Here is a 17,032-nt window from a genome sequence, read left to right as displayed (position 1 = left end):
AATAAATTGTTTGTTTATATCTAAATAGGATACAAATATTGCTTTTTTTTTTATTAGGTCAAAAAAAATAGGGTATTTTAGATAAAATGTTTCTAATTATTGTCAACAACCCTATTTTTAAGTGGGTATATGTGCATATTTTAAATATTTCGTATTTTTGCCTTAAAATTTTATTAATATGTCAACACTAAGATTTCATGCTGTAAAAGCATCTATAAACAGAAAACCATTAAAGATTAAAATAGACAAACGACGCTCAGAGATTTTTGGGTCTAATGTATTTAATGAAGCAGCAATGCGACAATATTTAACTAAGACAGCATTAAATAGCGTGTTAGAGGCTATAGAAAAAGGTACAAAAATAGATCGTCTAGTAGCAGATCATATTTCTACAGGTATGAAAGAATGGGCTATTTCAAAAGGAGCAACTCATTATACGCATTGGTTTCAGCCATTAACAGGAGCTACGGCAGAAAAACACGATGCTTTTTTTGAAACCATAGGAAATGGGCTTGCAATTGAGAAATTTGGAGGTGATCAGCTAGTGCAGCAAGAGCCTGATGCTTCTAGTTTTCCTAACGGAGGGATAAGAAATACATTTGAAGCGCGAGGTTATACTGCTTGGGATCCAACATCTCCTGCTTTTATATATGATGATACCTTGTGTATTCCTACCGTTTTTGTATCGTACACAGGTGAGGCACTAGATTATAAAACTCCACTTTTAAGAGCTTTGCAAGCAGTTGATACTGCTGCAGTTGCCGTTTGTAAATATTTTGATAAAAACGTAAAAAAGGTATCTGCGTCATTAGGTTGGGAGCAAGAGTATTTTTTAATTGATAGTACTTTAGCAGCTTCAAGACCCGATATTTTGCTTACAGGGAGAACCGTTTTTGGTCATCACCCAGCAAAAGGACAGCAGTTAGATGATCATTATTTTGGAACCATACCTGCGAGAGCATTAGCTTATATGAGAGATCTAGAACATCATTGTATGTTACTTGGTATTCCTGCAAAAACGAGACATAATGAAGTCGCGCCAAATCAATTTGAATTAGCTCCTATATATGAAGAGGCAAATTTAGCTGTAGATCATAATACTTTGCTTATGGATATTATGCAGAAAATAGCTAAGCGTCATAACTTTACAGTATTAATGCATGAAAAGCCTTTTGCGGGTGTTAACGGTTCGGGAAAACATAATAATTGGAGCTTAAGTACAAATACAGGAGTCAATTTGTTGTCGCCAGGAAAAACACCAATGAGTAATCTTCAGTTTTTAACCTTTTTTATTAATACTATAAAAGCGGTTCAAACACACGAAGAATTATTAAGGGCTGCCATTGCATCTGCAAGTAACGATCATCGATTGGGTGCAAATGAAGCGCCTCCTGCAATAATTTCAGTATTTATAGGGGAACAACTCACTAAAGTTTTAAAAGAGCTAGAAACAGTTACTAAAGGTAAATTATCACCAAAGGAGAAAACCGACTTAAAACTTAATGTTGTTGGTAAAATACCAGAAGTAATATTAGATAATACGGATAGAAATAGAACCTCTTCTTTTGCTTTTACAGGTAATAAATTTGAATTTAGAGCTGTTGGTTCTACGGCTAACTGTGCTAACCCAATGACGATTTTAAATACTATTGTTGCTAAACAATTAATGGACTTTAAAATTGAAGTTGATGAATTGATTGATAAGAAAAACATGAAAAAGGATGATGCCATTTTCAATGTATTGAGAGAATATATAAAAACGTCAAAAGCAATTCTTTTTGAAGGTAATGGTTATAGTGAAGCATGGGAAAAGGAAGCTAAAAAACGTGGCTTAAGCAATAATAAAACAACTCCTGAAGCCTTGAAGGTAAAAATGGATAAAACAACCTTAAAGCTTTTTAATGATTTAGGAGTGATGAATAAAGTAGAATGCGAAGCGCGTTACGAAATTGAAATGGAAGATTACATTCTTCATATCCAAATAGAAAGTAGAGTTGTTGGAGATATTGCTAGAAATCATGTGGTACCAACAGCGGTTAGATATCAAAATATTTTAATAGAAAATGTTACAGGATTAAAAGCTATTTATGGCGATCGTTTTAAAGATTTTGCTAAAGAACAGATGGCATTAATAGAAGAAATATCACAGCATATAGAAGCTATTAATTCATTAGTAACTAAAATGACAGAGGAACGAAAAGTTTACAATAAACAAGCTAATATAGAAAAGAAGGCAGATGGGTATTGTAATAAAGTAAAACCTTTATTTGAAGAGATAAGATACCATTGTGATAAGTTAGAAATAATGATAGATGATGAATTGTGGCCATTAACAAAATACAGAGAACTTTTGTTTACTAAATAGTAACGTTACAGGTATTTAAGTTGGTGTTAATGTGAAATTACGCTTAATATATACGTAGTTCTACGTATAAAATGATATGAACAAAATCTGTTTTGTGTCGTTTGTCGATGACTTCAAACTAGTTGTCGAAAAGGTAGTGGTTTTGCATTAAAAAAAACAAAATAGCTATTTCCATAATGCGGTTATGTTGTATTTTTGTAGGGCTATTAATCAATATTTGTAAAAATGAAAAAGTTACTACTTAGTGTAGCTATCCTTGTTGGAGCAACTTTAATTCTTTCACAAGATAATTCTGATGATTTAAATGAAGTGACTAATGAAGATGTTGTAAACATACAATCTACACTACAAGCTGAATCTTAAAAATTAAGTATTCACAGTTATTAAGATAAAAGGATAAAATCAATAATTTGATTTTATCCTTTTTTTTTATTCCTATATTTTTTTTGATTTCGATGAAATCATTAATATTTTTTTATATTGCACACCTCCTTAAAAATCTACACTGAAAATAGACTTATCTTCTAATTAGAGGTATATGATTCCTAAAATCAATGCTATTGTATTAAGCATAGCAATGACTATTGTTAGTTTTAATTTTTCATTTTCTCAAGAAACCGACGAACGTAGTGAGAAATCTATTAATCGTAGGTATGCTTTTTTTGATTATAGAGGTTCCAATGCTGTTGATCTAGCAGCTGGTTCAGCAATAATAGATGGAGATTATCCAGAATCTGAGTTTGATGTGTATTTTAGAATTGGCTATAAACATCATATTACAAGTCATCTAAATATTAATTTTACGTACAATAAATATAACGTTGTTATAAAAGATATTTATAACGAAGGTTTTATGTCTTTTGATTTAAATTTAGAATTTCTATTCAGTCCATACACAAAATTTTCGCCTTATTTATATGCCGGAAGTGGTTATAATGCATCTAATGATTTTAAACTAACAGCTACAAAAGCTCAAGGCGGATTAGGGTTTGAGTTTATTTTTAGAGAAGGTATAGGTATAAAACTCTTTGGAGAGTATAATTATATGCTTACCGATGAACTCGACGGATTTATAGAAGGAGAAACAGATGATTTACTCTTTAGGATGGGTTTAGGCCTTAATATCTACTTTGGAGGCCAAAAGAAAAAAGAAGCATTACGCAGAAAAATGAAAACAGTAATTAATTCCAATCTAATCATTCCATATAATTAAACGCAATTCTTACTTTTGCAACACCAATGTTAAATACAATAGTTTTATGAGTAATTCGGTGAGTAAAAGATATGCGCAAAGAGGTGTTTCAGCATCTAAAGAAGATGTTCATAATGCGATAAAGAATATTGATAAAGGTTTGTTCCCTAAAGCATTCTGTAAAATAGTTCCAGATTATTTAACTAATGATGCGGATTACTGCCTTGTTATGCATGCAGATGGTGCAGGTACTAAATCGTCTTTAGCTTACATGTACTGGAAAGAAACCGGAGATATTTCAGTTTGGAAAGGCATTGCACAAGATGCGTTAATAATGAATATTGATGACTTACTTTGTGTTGGTGCAACAGACAATATTATGTTGTCTTCGACTATAGGAAGAAATAAGAACTTAATTCCTGGCGAAGTTATATCTGCAATTATTAATGGCACAGAAGAATTAATAGAAGATTTAAAGTCCTTTGGAGTTACTATTCATTCTACAGGAGGTGAAACTGCAGATGTTGGGGATTTAGTAAGAACTATAATTGTAGATTCTACAGTAACGGCTCGTATTAAACGAAGCGATGTTATTGATAATGCAAATATTACTGATGGTGACGTTATTGTTGGTTTAGAATCTTTTGGGCAAGCAACTTATGAAACCGAATATAATGGCGGCATGGGAAGTAATGGCTTAACATCGGCAAGACATGATGTGTTTTCTAAATATTTAGCCGAAAAGTATCCGGAAAGCTACGATGCTTCAGTGCCAGAAGAATTAGTATATTCTGGGCAAACGAAACTTACAGATCCTGTTGAAAATTCTCCAATAGATGCAGGTAAGTTGGTGCTATCGCCAACACGAACGTATGCTCCAATTATAAAAGCAATTTTAAATACTTACACAAGCGATGATATTCATGGGATGGTGCATTGTAGTGGTGGTGCGCAAACTAAGATACTTCACTTTATAGATAATCTTCATATCATTAAAGATAATATGTTTGATGTTCCTCCGTTATTTAAACTCATTCAAGAACAATCTAAAACAGATTGGAAAGAAATGTATCAAGTATTTAATTGTGGACATCGTATGGAATTGTATGTAAAACCAGAAGTAGCTAAGACTATTATTGAGATTTCTAAATCTTTTAATGTAGAAGCCAAAATAATAGGTAGAGTAGAAGCTTCAGATCAAAAGGCACTGACTATAAAAAGCACATACGGAACATTTACATATTAATTTTATTTTAAGCATGAAAAACTATTCGTGGTTTCTTTTTAGCATTTTTGTGTTGTGTTCTAGCATGCTATTTGCGCAGCCTGATTCTTTGTATTTTCAGAAGAAAAAGGACCAACCTATAGAGTTGGGGTGGAGAACAAAAAAAGAGGTAGGTTTAACACTTAATCAAGTTTCGTTTACAAATTGGAATTCGGGAGGAACAAACTCTATTTCTGGAATCGTAACAGGAAAAGCAATAGCAAAATACAAACAAGAAAAATGGTTTTGGAACTCTAATCTTAACGTGCGTTATGGTTTAAACAAGCAAGAAGCTGAAGACATTAGAAAAACCGAAGATGTTTTTGAGGTAATTTCTAATGCAGGCCTAGAATTAGATCCTAAAAGTAATTGGTTTTATTCGGCAAAGTTTAGTTTTAACACGCAGTTAGCTAATGGATATAATTATCCTAATAGAGATGAGCCTATATCAAGATTTTTAGCACCTGGTTATATGTTTTTTGGATTGGGAATGGAATATGGTAGACATATAGAACGTTTGTCTTTTTATGCTTCGCCTTTTACCTTAAAAACCACATTTGTTTTAGATAAAGATTTGGCAGACAAAGGGTCTTTTGGTGTAGATCCTGCAATTTATGATTTAGATGGTAATATCCTTAGAGATGGAAAAAGAGTTAGACAAGAATTGGGTATTTTGTTGACCAACCAGTACGAAGAAGAGGTCTTTGAGAATATTAAAATAACCAGTCTATTGCGTTTATATACAGATTATATAAATAGTTTTGGAAATATAGATGTTGAATGGGAACTTAACCTAGACATGAAAGTCAATAGGTATGTTAAAGCGACTTTAGGGTCGCATATCAGATACGATGATGATATAAAAGTTGAAGTTGAAACCAATGAAATGACCAACGAAGAAATTGTAATTGAAGGTCCAAAGTTACAGTGGAAACAAATTTTAGGTGTTGGTGTGGTTGTAGATTTAGATAATATTATAAAATCAAATGGCTCGTCTTAGATGAGTGTATTACATGTTTAGCTTCTAAGGCTACCTTCACTTAAGTATTTATAATCTTCAAGCTCTGTAAGTTTTTCAATTTTCTTTGTAGTACCGTTTTTTAGTAAGTATATAATATCAGAAGATGTAATGATATGTTGATACATGTGATCTGAAATGATAATAGCTTTCTCTTTTTTTTCTTCTTCAATAAGTTGTTTTACGGTTTCAATATGTAATGGAGACAAATGCGAAAAAGGTTCATCTAAAAATACAATCTTACTTTTTGCTTTCAAAATAATATAAGTTTCAATAATTCGCCTTTCACCACCAGATAGAGCTTTAAATTTTGAGTTTTTATAGATGGCGAATGCTTCAAAATTTTCAATAAAAATAGTCCAGTCTATAGCGTATAGTTTAAAAACAAATGAAAGCTTCATTTCGCTAGGAATAAAATTATATTGTGGTAAATATTTGGCAATTTTTGTAGAAAATAAAGGCTTTAAAAGCGGTTTGTTGTCTAGTCTTACCAATTTGTATTTCGGTTTCAAATTCCCAAAAGCAATATTGAGCAAACAACTTTTACCACAGCCATTTCTACCTAAAATAGCTGTTACTTTTCCTGTTTCAGCTTTTAAGTAAATACCATTTAAAATGCGTTTGTTTTTAAAGTAAAGTTCTACATTGTCTAATTCAAATATCATTTTGTTATCAAGTGAATTCCTTAAATATTGTAAGAAAGATAATGGTTAAAATGCAGTCTAGAATAAATATAACGGAAAAAAGCTTTAAAGTAGAAATACCTAAATTTTTATAAAAGGTTAATTTTCGCTTATTATTGGTTTCACTCACATAATACCATGCAAAAATCGTAAGAAATAATTTGGTTACTAAGGCTGGTGCTATAATAGGATTGAAAAATCCGATAATAGCATTCGCAATAAAAGACCAAACCACAAACGGTCTGTAAAATGCAAGTATAGCTAGGAATCGATACATACTTGATAGATAACGTATGTTTTATGTGTTTTATTTTTTTTAAGTTAAAATGTCCTGATATCCAACGTTTCAAAATCCATAATTTATCGTATTTTTGAAATCCAATTTTGAAGAGAGATGTTAGAGAAAATACAGATAATAAAACAACGTTTTGATGAGGTAAATGATCTTATCATTCAACCAGATATTATATCAGATCAGCAACGCTACACGAAGCTGATGAAAGAATACAAGGATTTAAAATTAATTGTAGACAAAGGAGAAGTTTACAAGGAGGCCTTAGATAATATCTCTGAAGCTGAAGAAATTATTGCAGATGGTTCTGATGCCGAAATGGTAGATATGGCTAAAATGCAACTTGAAGAATCAAAAGAAACCATTGATAAACTTGAAGAGGAGATTCGTTTTATGTTGATTCCTAAAGATCCTGATGATGCTAAAAACGTTGTTGTTGAGGTACGTGCAGGTACAGGTGGTGACGAAGCGAGTATTTTTGCAGGTGATTTATACCGAATGTACTCTAAATATTGTAGTGATAAGGGCTGGAGAGTCGATGTGGTAAGTCAGAGTGACGGAACATCTGGTGGTTTTAAAGAAATTATTTTTGAAGTTTCTGGAGAAGATGTTTACGGAACATTAAAGTTTGAAGCTGGTGTACACCGTGTGCAACGTGTACCACAAACAGAAACTCAAGGTCGTGTACATACAAGTGCAGCAACCGTTATGGTATTGCCAGAAGCGGAAGAGTTTGATTATGAATTAGACATGACGGAAGTACGTATAGAGCGTACCACATCAACAGGTCCTGGTGGTCAGTCAGTAAATACAACGTACTCGGCTATTAAGTTACATCACGAACCAACAGGTATGATTGTAAGTTGTCAAGATCAGAAATCATCTCATAAAAACTTAGAAAAAGCCTTAAAAGTATTACGTTCGCGTTTATACGATTTAGAATTAGCAAAACAACAAGCTGCCGATTCTGAAAAACGTAAAAGTATGGTGAGTTCTGGTGATAGGTCTGCTAAGATTAGAACCTATAATTATCCTCAAGGACGAGTAACAGATCATAGAATAGGATTAACCCTTTATGATTTATCAAATATCATTAATGGTGATATTCAAAAAATAATAGACGAATTAATGTTAGCTGAAAACACTGAGTTGTTAAAGGCGAACGATGATGTAATTTAAATTGAAGCCTCTTTTTGAGGCTTTTTTTATACTATGACCACACAACAGCTTATAGACCAAATTAAAAAAAAGCAATCCTTTCTCTGCATAGGTTTAGATGTCGATTTAAATAAAATCCCAAAGCATTTATTAAAAGAAGAGGATCCTATCTTCGCTTTCAATAAAGCAATTATAGAGGCAACCCACCATCTTTGCGTAGCTTATAAACCAAACACAGCATTTTACGAAGCATACGGTATAAAAGGATGGCAAGCATTAGAAAAAACCATCAATTATCTTAATAAAAATCACCCAGAAATTTACACCATTGCAGATGCAAAACGAGGTGATATAGGTAATACAAGCACCATGTATGCTAAAGCTTTTTTAGAGGACTTAGGGTTTGATAGTGTTACGGTTGCACCTTATATGGGAAAAGATTCAGTTGAACCTTTTTTAGCTTTTAAAGATAAGCACACCATACTTTTAGCCTTAACTTCTAATCAAGGAGCTTTTGATTTTCAAACAAAATCAGTCGATGGAGTAGAGTTGTATAAACAGGTTTTAGAAACGTCTAAATCTTGGAAAAATGCTGAAAATTTAATGTACGTAGTTGGTGCCACTAAAGCTGAGTTTTTAGCAGATATTAGAAAAATTATTCCAGAGAGCTTTTTATTGGTGCCTGGTGTTGGTGCTCAAGGTGGAAACCTTCAAGAGGTTTGTAAGTATGGTATGAATAAATCGATTGGCTTATTAATTAATTCATCTCGAGGCATTATTTATGCATCTCAAGATGGAGATTTTGCAGAAGCTGCAGCTCAAAAAGCTGAAGAATTACAGTTGCAGATGTCAGAAATTCTGAGTTTATAATCTCAATCACAGTCTTCAGTGTGTTTTAGCTTGTAAACTGTGACTAGAAAGTGAAATTAAATGAAAGATCAACTTAAACGAGAAATTCAATTCAAAAAAACACCCAAACGAATTATCTCGTTAGTGCCCTCGCAAACCGAATTATTGGTAGATTTAGGTTTGGAAGCTTCAATTGTAGGTGTGACTAAGTTCTGTGTACATCCAAAGCACCTTAGAATATCTAAAGCTGTTGTTGGTGGTACAAAACAAATTAATCTTGAAAAAATAAAAGCACTTCGTCCAGATATTATTCTTTGCAATAAAGAAGAAAATACGAAGGAGATTATTGAAAGCCTAGAAGCTATCGCACCTATTCACGTCAGCGATATTTATAATTTAGAAGATTGTTTTGAGCTCATTACCATGTATGGGGAGATTTTTAATATTAAAAGAACCACGTCAACTTTAGTGGCCAATATTCAATTAGAACGCGAAGCATTTCAACTTCAATATCAAGATATAGATAAGTTAAAAGTGGCTTATTTTATTTGGAAAAAACCGTGGATGGTTGCTGCATCAGACAATTTTATAGATGCTATGATTACGGAAGCAGGATTTATTAATAGTTATAGCAATGAAAAACGCTATCCTGAAATCGATTTAAATGATCCAAAATTAAAAGAAGCCGATCTGATTTTTCTTTCTAGTGAACCTTTTCCGTTTAAAGAAGCTCATGTTGTGGAGTTGCAATCAAAATTTCCAGAAAAAACGATAAAAATTGTAGATGGAGAGTTGTTCTCTTGGTATGGTAGTCGCTTACTAAAGTCTTATAGCTATTTTCAAACACTTCATTAATAAACATAAAAAAGTCGATACCTAACTAAATATCGACTTCTGACTAACTAACTGCTTTAAAACTTAACTAACTTAATCTTTTTTGCACTGCAAAGATGTTGATATTCTTTAGGTTGAATGTTATGTTAATATTAGGATATGATTAAATGTAAAATACTATAACATAGAAAAGTCGGTATTTAATTAAATACCGACTTTTAATTAATAATTTCAATTAAAATTATTACTATCTCAATCTTTTGCATTACAAAGATGCTGATATTTTATAAGTTAAATGTTATGCTAATATTAGGATATAATTAAATGTAGTTTAATCACTTAAGGTTTTTAATTAATTAGCGTACAATTTCGCATCTCCAACAACAAATTTAAGCTTGTTAAGTTTATTGAGAACTTTTGTGGCTTTGTATTCTGAAAAGTCACTTAATGCGTGGTCTGTTTGTCTTAAATTATAAGCATCTTCAATAAGCTGCTTATATTTATGATTTAGCCTTTTCCTTTTATTTAGAAGTTTATCAATATGGGCCACAACGAAAAAAATATTAGTTAGTCGTTGAAAGTTAGTGATTTATCTTTTAAAAATACAGAAAATTGTAGCAAAAAATAATGACTTTAACGTTTTAGTCTTGTAAAGCAAATACTTTTTTCAATAAATCCGTTCCTCGAGAAGAGACTTTAGTTCTAATTTCTTTTTCTTCAACAGCAATCATTGTATAAACACCTTTTAGAGCTTCGCCAGTGACATAATCCGTTAAATCCGGGTTTACATCACTAGTTAATGGAAGGCTATTGTATTTAGTAATTAGATTAGACCAGATTTTATCTGCTCCAACTTTACTAAACGAATTATTAATAACAGGTTGAAATTTGCTATAAAGTTCGGTCTGCGTTTTTGATGTTAAATATGATGTTGCCGCATTATCTTCTCCTAAAAGAATATTTTTAGCATCATCAAAAGTGATATCTTTTACGGCATTTACAAAAATTGGAGTAGCTTCCGATACAGCATCTTCAGCAGCTCTGTTTAATACTTTTAAGCCTTCATCAGCTAAACTGCTTAATCCTATTTTACGAAGTGCACTGTCTACTTTCTGTAGTTCTTCTGGTAAAACTATTTTTACTAATTCATTTTTAAAGAATCCATCTTCAGCGGTTAATTTGCTTACTTGTTTCTCAATACCTGCGTCTAGCGCTTCTCTTAATCCTGCTGCGATATCAGCGTTGCCTATAACATCACTTGTGCCTTGTGGTAAAGAATCAACAACCTGTTGTAACTCGGCGCAAGCTGTTAAATTGAAAATAATTAGTAGGGCAAAAATTCTTTTAATCATGATTGTAGTTTTAATTGTTGGTAAAGATAATTCTTATAGGTAAAAATGCTTTAAATTTTAAAGCTAAATTGTTCTTAATTTATAGACACTTGTTAATATGAATAGTCACTTTAATTTTTGTTTTAATGTATGTGTTTTAGTGTTTAAGAGAATATAATTGTCTTATTGTTATATACCATAACCTTTCTTTTTGTGTGAAGCTTAATAGCATTAGATAAAACGATTTTTTCTAAGTCTCTACCTTTGGCAATTAAATCTTTTATAGAATGCGTGTGGGACACATGTGCCACATCTTGCTCTATAATAGGTCCTGCATCTAGTACTTCTGTAATATAATGACTGGTTGCTCCTATAATTTTTACTCCACGTTTATAAGCTGAATGATAAGGTTTGGCACCAACAAATGCAGGTAAAAAGGAATGATGAATATTAATTATTTTATTAGGATAATTATCAATTAAAGTTTTAGATACAATTTGCATATAACGCGCTAAAACAATAAAATCAATAGCGTGTGATTCCAATAGCTCTAATTGTTTTTGTTCGGCTTCATCTTTTGTAGATGCAGTTATCGGAACATGATAAAACGGAATATTAAAACTGTCTGCTATAGGTTTTAAATCGAGATGATTACTCAGGATGAATGGAATTTCAAGAAACAATTCTCCAGAATTATAACGTCCTAAAATATCGTATAAACAATGATCGTACTTAGAAACAAACAAGGCCATTTTAGGTTTTCTTTCAGCAGCGAAAATTTTCCATTTCAGTTGAAATTTCTGAGCTAAGGTTGTACTGAAAAGCTGTTTGAAGTTTTCTAGAGCAAATGTGTTAGATGCAAATTCACATTCCAAACGCATAAAGAAGATATTTTGTTCTCTATCAACATGTTGGTCTATATAAACGATGTTTCCATCATTGGTAGCTATAAAATTAGTTACAGATGCAATAATGTTGGGTTGGTCTTCACAATGAATAAGTAATGTGATTTTTTGCATAAAATTGATCTTTAATGAATTGTTAAAATTAATTAAAATTCCGCGTGAACCTGACTTTCTTTAAGTTTTAGATAATTGATGATTATTGCTTTAGATTTTTGAATATTCCTTAAATTTGCCACTCAAATAAGCAAGATTTTTAAGAATGGAACAAGTTGCACCTTATAAACCAAAATATAAAGTACGTATAGTAACAGCCGCATCTCTTTTTGATGGACATGATGCTGCTATAAATATAATGCGTCGTATCATTCAATCTACAGGAGTGGAAGTCATTCACCTTGGTCACGATAGAAGTGTAGAGGAAGTTGTGAATACGGCGATTCAAGAAGATGCAAATGCGATTGCATTAACCTCTTACCAAGGTGGTCATAACGAGTATTTTAAATATATGTATGATTTGCTCAATGAAAAAGGAGCTGGTCATATCAAAATCTTTGGAGGTGGAGGTGGAGTTATTCTCCCTGAAGAAATTAAAGAATTAATGGATTATGGAATTACCAGAATCTATTCTCCAGATGATGGAAGAGCACTTGGTTTACAAGGCATGATTAATGACTTGGTACAACAATCCGATTTTGCCATAGGAGATACACTAAGTAACGAGGTAGATCTACTTCCTACTAAAAACCCAAAAGCAATTGCTAGAGTCATTTCTTCAGCAGAAAATTTCCCTGAAGTTGCAAAAGCGACATTAGACAAAATTCATATTAAAAATAAAACGTCTAAAACACCAGTTTTAGGTATCACAGGAACAGGTGGAGCTGGTAAATCCAGTTTAGTCGATGAGCTAGTGCGTCGTTTTTTAATCGATTTTCCAGAAAAAACCATTGGTTTAGTCTCAGTGGATCCTTCTAAGCGTAAAACAGGAGGAGCACTTTTAGGGGATCGTATTCGTATGAATGCGATTAACAACTCAAGAGTGTATATGCGTAGTTTAGCAACACGTCAGTCTAACCTAGCCTTATCAAAATACGTAAACGAAGCTATTGAAGTTTTAAAAGCTGCAGAATACGATTTAATCATATTAGAAACGTCTGGTATTGGTCAGTCTGATACTGAAATCATGGAACATTCAGACGTGGCATTATACGTTATGACACCAGAATTTGGTGCAGCGACACAACTTGAAAAAATCGATATGTTAGATTTTGCAGATTTGGTAGCTATTAATAAGTTTGATAAACGTGGTTCTTTAGATGCGTTGCGTGATGTGAAAAAGCAATACATGCGTAACAATAATCTTTGGGATGTGCATCAAGACGATTTGCCTGTTTATGGTACCATAGCTTCACAATTCAACGATCCAGGAATGAATACGCTTTATAAAGCCATTATGGATAAATTGGTTGAAAAGGCAGACTCAGAATTAAAATCGACTTTCGAAATTTCTAAGGAAATGAGTGAGAAAATTTTTGTGATTCCACCGTCAAGAACACGCTATTTATCTGAAATTGCTGAGAATAATCGCGCGTACGATAAAACAGCTGATGCGCAAGTTGAAGTCGCACAACGTTTATACGGTATTTATAAAACATTAGAATCTGTTTTAGAAGTAACACCAAAATTAGACAAAGCAGGAATTGCTTCAGAATCTATCTCGGAAAATGCCGGTAATGAAGATTTTGTAAAACTTTTAGTTAGCGAATTCGACCGTGTAAAATTAAATTTAGATCCTTACAATTGGGAAGTGATTACAGGTTGGGATGAGAAAGTAAACAAATACAAAAATCCAATTTATAGCTTTAAGGTAAGAGATAAAGAAATAAAAATAGAAACACATTCTGAGTCGTTATCGCATTTACAAATTCCACGAGTTGCTTTACCAAAGTATCAAGCTTGGGGAGATTTATTACGTTGGACATTGCAAGAAAACGTACCAGGTGAATTTCCATATACTTCAGGATTGTATCCTTTTAAACGTACAGGCGAAGATCCTGCGCGTATGTTTGCAGGAGAAGGCGGACCAGAACGTACTAACAGACGTTTTCACTATGTAAGTGCAGGCTTACCAGCCAAACGTTTATCTACTGCTTTTGATAGTGTAACGCTTTACGGAAACGATCCCGATTTAAGACCGGATATTTACGGAAAAATTGGTAATGCAGGAGTTAGTATTTGTTGTTTAGATGATGCTAAAAAACTGTATTCTGGTTTCGATTTAGCAAATGTAATGACCTCGGTAAGTATGACGATAAATGGTCCTGCGCCAATGTTATTAGGTTTCTTTATGAATGCTGCCATTGACCAACAATGTGAATTGTATATTAAAGAAAATGGACTGGAAAAAGAAGTAGAGGCTAAAATAGCGAAGCTTTATAAAGGCAAAGAACGTCCATCTTATAATGGTGAGTTACCAGAAGGGAATAATGGTTTAGGCTTAATGTTATTAGGTGTCACTGGTGATCAAGTATTGCCAGCAGACGTTTACGCAGAAATAAAAAAGAATACCATTGCTCAGGTTAGAGGAACGGTTCAGGCAGATATTTTAAAAGAGGATCAAGCACAAAACACATGTATTTTCTCTACAGAATTTGCGTTGCGTTTAATGGGAGATGTTCAAGAGTATTTTATAGAGAATAACGTTCGTAACTTCTATTCGGTATCAATTTCTGGATATCATATTGCAGAAGCAGGAGCAAACCCAATTACGCAATTAGCGTTGACTTTATCTAATGGTTTCACTTACGTGGAATATTATTTAAGTCGTGGTATGGACATTAATAAGTTTGGTCCAAACCTATCATTCTTTTTCTCAAACGGAATTGATCCAGAATATGCTGTAATTGGTCGTGTTGCCAGAAAAATATGGGCAAAAGCCATGAAGCACAAATACGGCGCCAATGCAAGAGCACAAATGTTGAAATATCATATTCAAACGTCTGGACGTAGTTTACACGCTCAAGAAATTGACTTTAATGATATTCGTACAACGCTTCAAGCATTATACGCTATTTATGATAACTGTAACTCATTACACACTAATGCGTATGATGAGGCTATTACAACACCAACTGAAGAATCGGTTAGACGTGCGATGGCAATTCAATTAATTATCAATAAAGAATTAGGATTAAATAAAAACGAAAATCCAATCCAAGGCTCATTTATTATTGAAGAATTAACGGATTTAGTAGAAGAAGCTGTGCTTTTAGAATTCGACAGAATTACAGAAAGAGGTGGTGTTTTAGGTGCCATGGAAACCATGTACCAACGTAGTAAAATACAAGAAGAAAGCTTGTATTATGAAACCTTAAAACACAACGGAAAATTCCCAATTATTGGAGTAAATACGTTCTTAAGTAGTAAGGGGTCTCCAACAGTTGTGCCTGCGGAAGTCATTAGAGCAACGGAAGAAGAGAAGCAGTTTCAGATTAAAACCTTAGCGAACCTTCATGCAGCAAACGATACAAAAGCATTGCTGAAAGACTTACAACAACGCGCCATAAACAACGAAAATATATTTGAAGCTTTAATGGAAGTATGTAAGGTCTGTAGCTTGGGAGAAATTACCTCGGCATTATTTGAAGTAGGAGGACAATATAGACGTAATATGTAAGCAGAGAGCCACTTTTTACCTTTCGTAAAAAGTGTGCGAATCGCTTATCCCAAACTGGTTTTTGGGATCTCAGAGAGCCACTTTTTACCTTTTGCAAAAAGTGTGTGAATCGCTTATCTCAAACTGGTTTTTGAGTCTCAATAAATAATAATAAGATAAAAAAGCGTTTCAAAATGAAACGCTTTTTTATATTCAATAAAAATAATATGTCTATCAAACACACTTTTAAAGCCACTGTTAACTGGGAAATCAATGATGGTGAAAGCACGCTAAACCCTAGAGCTTTCAGTCGGAATCATGAAGTGTCAATAGCTAATAAAGCAACATCATTAAACGTTTCAGCAGCGAAACCATTTAGAGGTGATGATGCATTATACAATCCAGAAGATTTATTATTGTCTGCTTTAACATCGTGCCACATGATGTCTTATTTATACGTTTGTGCTCAAAATAACATTGAAGTTTTAACTTATACCGATAGTGCTGAAGGTGATTTAGAAGTGAATGCTTCGGGAAGCGGAAGTTTTAAGACCGTAAGATTAAAACCTGTTGTGACTATAAAGGATATTAATCAAAAAGAATTAGCACTAAGTTTACATAAAGAAGCCAACAGCTTGTGCTTTATAGCCAATTCTTGTAATTTTCCAATTGCTCATGATGCATTGATATTGGTAAAATAATTCAACTTTAATAAATATTATCATCTTTTTTGCATCTTTTTTAGGATTATCTCGTCTATTATATGAACATAAAAAACAGATATCATGAAAAATAAAGATTGTACTTGCAATTGTGAAGGTTGCTCAAAAGGAAATTGTCAAAACTGTACATGCGATAATTGTACATGTACAAATTGCAATTGTTAAATTAGTGTTAGTTCGGATGCAAAGTTTTGTGTCCGAACTAATTTTAATTACTTTAGAATATGACTACGAAAGATGTTTGGGGTATTTATGCAGAAGATATAAGACACTTTATTTTAAGTAAGGTTAAGAATTCTGTGATTACAGAAGATATTCTTCAGGAGACCTTTATTAAAGTTCATACGAAACTGCATACTTTAAAAGATGAAGACAAGCTAAAATCATGGTTGTTTTCAATTGCTAGATATACCATTTTAGATTATTTCAGAGAGCGTAAAAAAGAACTTCCTGTAGATGATTTAGAAGTAGCATCAGAACCAGAAACTCATCAGCATTCTGAGCAAGATTGCCTTAGAGGTATTATAAAAAGCTTGCCTAAAAAATATAGAGACCCTTTGTTTTTATCCGATATTAAAGGTTTAAAACAACAAGAGGTTGCCAATCAGTTACACTTATCATTACCTACAGTGAAATCTCAAATTCAACGTGCAAGAAAACAGATTGCACAAGGTTTTATGGATTGCTGTGGTTTTAAAATGAACGAAGACGGCCATTTAGTTGGAGAAATACAAGACAAAGCCGACTGTAAAGTCTGTCATTAATGG

At 32.8% G+C, this 17,032-nt stretch carries 15 protein-coding genes; 11 read left to right on the top strand and 4 right to left on the bottom strand.

The annotated features are described in order from the left end of the window. The first annotated feature begins 178 nt into the window (after positions 1-178). The 5 genes from VDP25_RS16130 (at position 179) to VDP25_RS16110 (ending at position 5,821) form a co-directional block, all read left to right on the top strand. On the top strand, positions 179-2,365 hold the full coding sequence (locus VDP25_RS16130; RefSeq protein ID WP_334471499.1) for a glutamine synthetase III family protein: 2,187 nt from the start codon (positions 179-181) through the stop codon (positions 2,363-2,365). A gap of 225 nt (positions 2,366-2,590) precedes the next feature. Continuing rightward, on the top strand, positions 2,591-2,728 hold the full coding sequence (locus VDP25_RS16125; RefSeq protein ID WP_334471497.1) for a hypothetical protein: 138 nt from the start codon (positions 2,591-2,593) through the stop codon (positions 2,726-2,728). A gap of 175 nt (positions 2,729-2,903) precedes the next feature. Continuing rightward, on the top strand, positions 2,904-3,578 hold the full coding sequence (locus tag VDP25_RS16120) for a Curli production assembly/transport component CsgG (RefSeq protein WP_334471495.1): 675 nt from the start codon (positions 2,904-2,906) through the stop codon (positions 3,576-3,578). Between the two features lie 46 nt (positions 3,579-3,624). Then, positions 3,625-4,803, top strand: a complete 1,179-nt coding sequence (locus VDP25_RS16115; RefSeq protein WP_334471493.1) for an AIR synthase related protein — start codon at positions 3,625-3,627, stop codon at positions 4,801-4,803. Between the two features lie 13 nt (positions 4,804-4,816). Then, a complete protein-coding gene (locus VDP25_RS16110) occupies positions 4,817-5,821 on the top strand; it encodes a DUF3078 domain-containing protein (protein WP_334471491.1) in 1,005 nt (334 codons plus the stop codon). Between the two features lie 17 nt (positions 5,822-5,838). Here the strand turns inward: VDP25_RS16110 and VDP25_RS16105 are convergent, their stop codons facing one another. Next, positions 5,839-6,504, bottom strand: a complete 666-nt coding sequence (locus tag VDP25_RS16105) for an ABC transporter ATP-binding protein (protein WP_334471489.1) — start codon at positions 6,502-6,504, stop codon at positions 5,839-5,841. A 412-nt stretch (positions 6,505-6,916) separates the two neighbouring features. Here VDP25_RS16105 and prfA point away from each other — a divergent pair, with 412 nt between their 5' ends. From prfA to VDP25_RS16090, 3 genes are read left to right on the top strand one after another with little or no spacing between them, the layout of a single operon-like run. Then, a complete protein-coding gene (gene prfA, locus VDP25_RS16100; protein WP_215924547.1) occupies positions 6,917-7,993 on the top strand; it encodes a peptide chain release factor 1 in 1,077 nt (358 codons plus the stop codon). Positions 7,994-8,026: 33 nt separating this feature from the next. Then, the gene (pyrF, locus tag VDP25_RS16095; RefSeq protein ID WP_334471486.1) at positions 8,027-8,842 is read left to right on the top strand and encodes an orotidine-5'-phosphate decarboxylase; all 816 of its coding nucleotides are present in this window, start codon (positions 8,027-8,029) and stop codon (positions 8,840-8,842) included. A gap of 60 nt (positions 8,843-8,902) precedes the next feature. Continuing rightward, positions 8,903-9,676 carry an ABC transporter substrate-binding protein gene (locus VDP25_RS16090; protein ID WP_334471484.1) on the top strand — a complete coding sequence of 258 codons (774 nt, stop codon included), beginning with the start codon at positions 8,903-8,905 and terminating at the stop codon, positions 9,674-9,676. 331 nt (positions 9,677-10,007) lie between these two features. On the opposite strand, the gene VDP25_RS16085 is transcribed toward VDP25_RS16090, so the two are convergent. The 3 genes from VDP25_RS16085 to purU all read right to left on the bottom strand — a co-directional run bounded on the left by VDP25_RS16085 (position 10,008) and on the right by purU (position 12,005). Next, positions 10,008-10,205: a Lacal_2735 family protein gene (locus VDP25_RS16085; RefSeq protein ID WP_334471482.1), complete on the bottom strand. Its 198-nt coding sequence runs from the start codon at positions 10,203-10,205 to the stop codon at positions 10,008-10,010. A 91-nt stretch (positions 10,206-10,296) separates the two neighbouring features. Next, on the bottom strand, positions 10,297-11,007 hold the full coding sequence (locus tag VDP25_RS16080) for a DUF4197 domain-containing protein (protein WP_215924543.1): 711 nt from the start codon (positions 11,005-11,007) through the stop codon (positions 10,297-10,299). Between the two features lie 143 nt (positions 11,008-11,150). Then, positions 11,151-12,005 (bottom strand): formyltetrahydrofolate deformylase, encoded by an 855-nt coding sequence (gene purU / locus VDP25_RS16075; protein WP_334471480.1) that lies wholly within the window; start codon positions 12,003-12,005, stop codon positions 11,151-11,153. 145 nt (positions 12,006-12,150) lie between these two features. On the opposite strand from purU, the gene VDP25_RS16070 reads away from it, so the two are divergent. The 3 genes from VDP25_RS16070 (at position 12,151) to sigZ (ending at position 17,029) form a co-directional block, all read left to right on the top strand. Next, entirely contained in the window at positions 12,151-15,564 is a 3,414-nt protein-coding gene (locus tag VDP25_RS16070) for a methylmalonyl-CoA mutase family protein (RefSeq protein WP_334471477.1), read from the top strand. A 206-nt stretch (positions 15,565-15,770) separates the two neighbouring features. Continuing rightward, complete coding sequence (locus VDP25_RS16065) at positions 15,771-16,244, top strand: OsmC family protein (RefSeq protein ID WP_334471475.1); 474 nt, start codon at positions 15,771-15,773, stop codon at positions 16,242-16,244. Between the two features lie 245 nt (positions 16,245-16,489). Continuing rightward, positions 16,490-17,029 (top strand): RNA polymerase sigma factor SigZ, encoded by a 540-nt coding sequence (sigZ, locus tag VDP25_RS16060; protein WP_334471473.1) that lies wholly within the window; start codon positions 16,490-16,492, stop codon positions 17,027-17,029. The last annotated feature ends 3 nt before the right edge of the window (positions 17,030-17,032 follow it).

The sequence above is a fragment of the Winogradskyella sp. ECml5-4 genome (genome assembly GCF_036903175.1).
Taxonomy (GTDB): Bacteria; Bacteroidota; Bacteroidia; order Flavobacteriales; family Flavobacteriaceae; genus Winogradskyella; species Winogradskyella damuponensis.
Note: the sequence above shows the minus strand (reverse complement) of the source record. Positions and strands in the feature narration are given on the sequence as shown.

Excerpts from the sequence above, each read along its gene's own strand:
- VDP25_RS16130 (WP_334471499.1), top strand. The coding sequence starts at position 179 with ATGTCAACACTAAGATTTCATGCTGTAAAAGCATCTATAAACAGAAAA.
- VDP25_RS16125 (WP_334471497.1), top strand. The coding sequence starts at position 2,591 with ATGAAAAAGTTACTACTTAGTGTAGCTATCCTTGTTGGAGCAACTTTA.
- VDP25_RS16120 (WP_334471495.1), top strand. The coding sequence starts at position 2,904 with ATGATTCCTAAAATCAATGCTATTGTATTAAGCATAGCAATGACTATT.
- VDP25_RS16115 (WP_334471493.1), top strand. The coding sequence starts at position 3,625 with ATGAGTAATTCGGTGAGTAAAAGATATGCGCAAAGAGGTGTTTCAGCA.
- VDP25_RS16110 (WP_334471491.1), top strand. The coding sequence starts at position 4,817 with ATGAAAAACTATTCGTGGTTTCTTTTTAGCATTTTTGTGTTGTGTTCT.
- VDP25_RS16105 (WP_334471489.1), bottom strand. The coding sequence starts at position 6,504 with ATGATATTTGAATTAGACAATGTAGAACTTTACTTTAAAAACAAACGC.
- prfA (WP_215924547.1), top strand. The coding sequence starts at position 6,917 with ATGTTAGAGAAAATACAGATAATAAAACAACGTTTTGATGAGGTAAAT.
- pyrF (WP_334471486.1), top strand. The coding sequence starts at position 8,027 with ATGACCACACAACAGCTTATAGACCAAATTAAAAAAAAGCAATCCTTT.
- VDP25_RS16090 (WP_334471484.1), top strand. The coding sequence starts at position 8,903 with ATGAAAGATCAACTTAAACGAGAAATTCAATTCAAAAAAACACCCAAA.
- VDP25_RS16080 (WP_215924543.1), bottom strand. The coding sequence starts at position 11,007 with ATGATTAAAAGAATTTTTGCCCTACTAATTATTTTCAATTTAACAGCT.
- purU (WP_334471480.1), bottom strand. The coding sequence starts at position 12,005 with ATGCAAAAAATCACATTACTTATTCATTGTGAAGACCAACCCAACATT.
- VDP25_RS16070 (WP_334471477.1), top strand. The coding sequence starts at position 12,151 with ATGGAACAAGTTGCACCTTATAAACCAAAATATAAAGTACGTATAGTA.
- VDP25_RS16065 (WP_334471475.1), top strand. The coding sequence starts at position 15,771 with ATGTCTATCAAACACACTTTTAAAGCCACTGTTAACTGGGAAATCAAT.
- sigZ (WP_334471473.1), top strand. The coding sequence starts at position 16,490 with ATGACTACGAAAGATGTTTGGGGTATTTATGCAGAAGATATAAGACAC.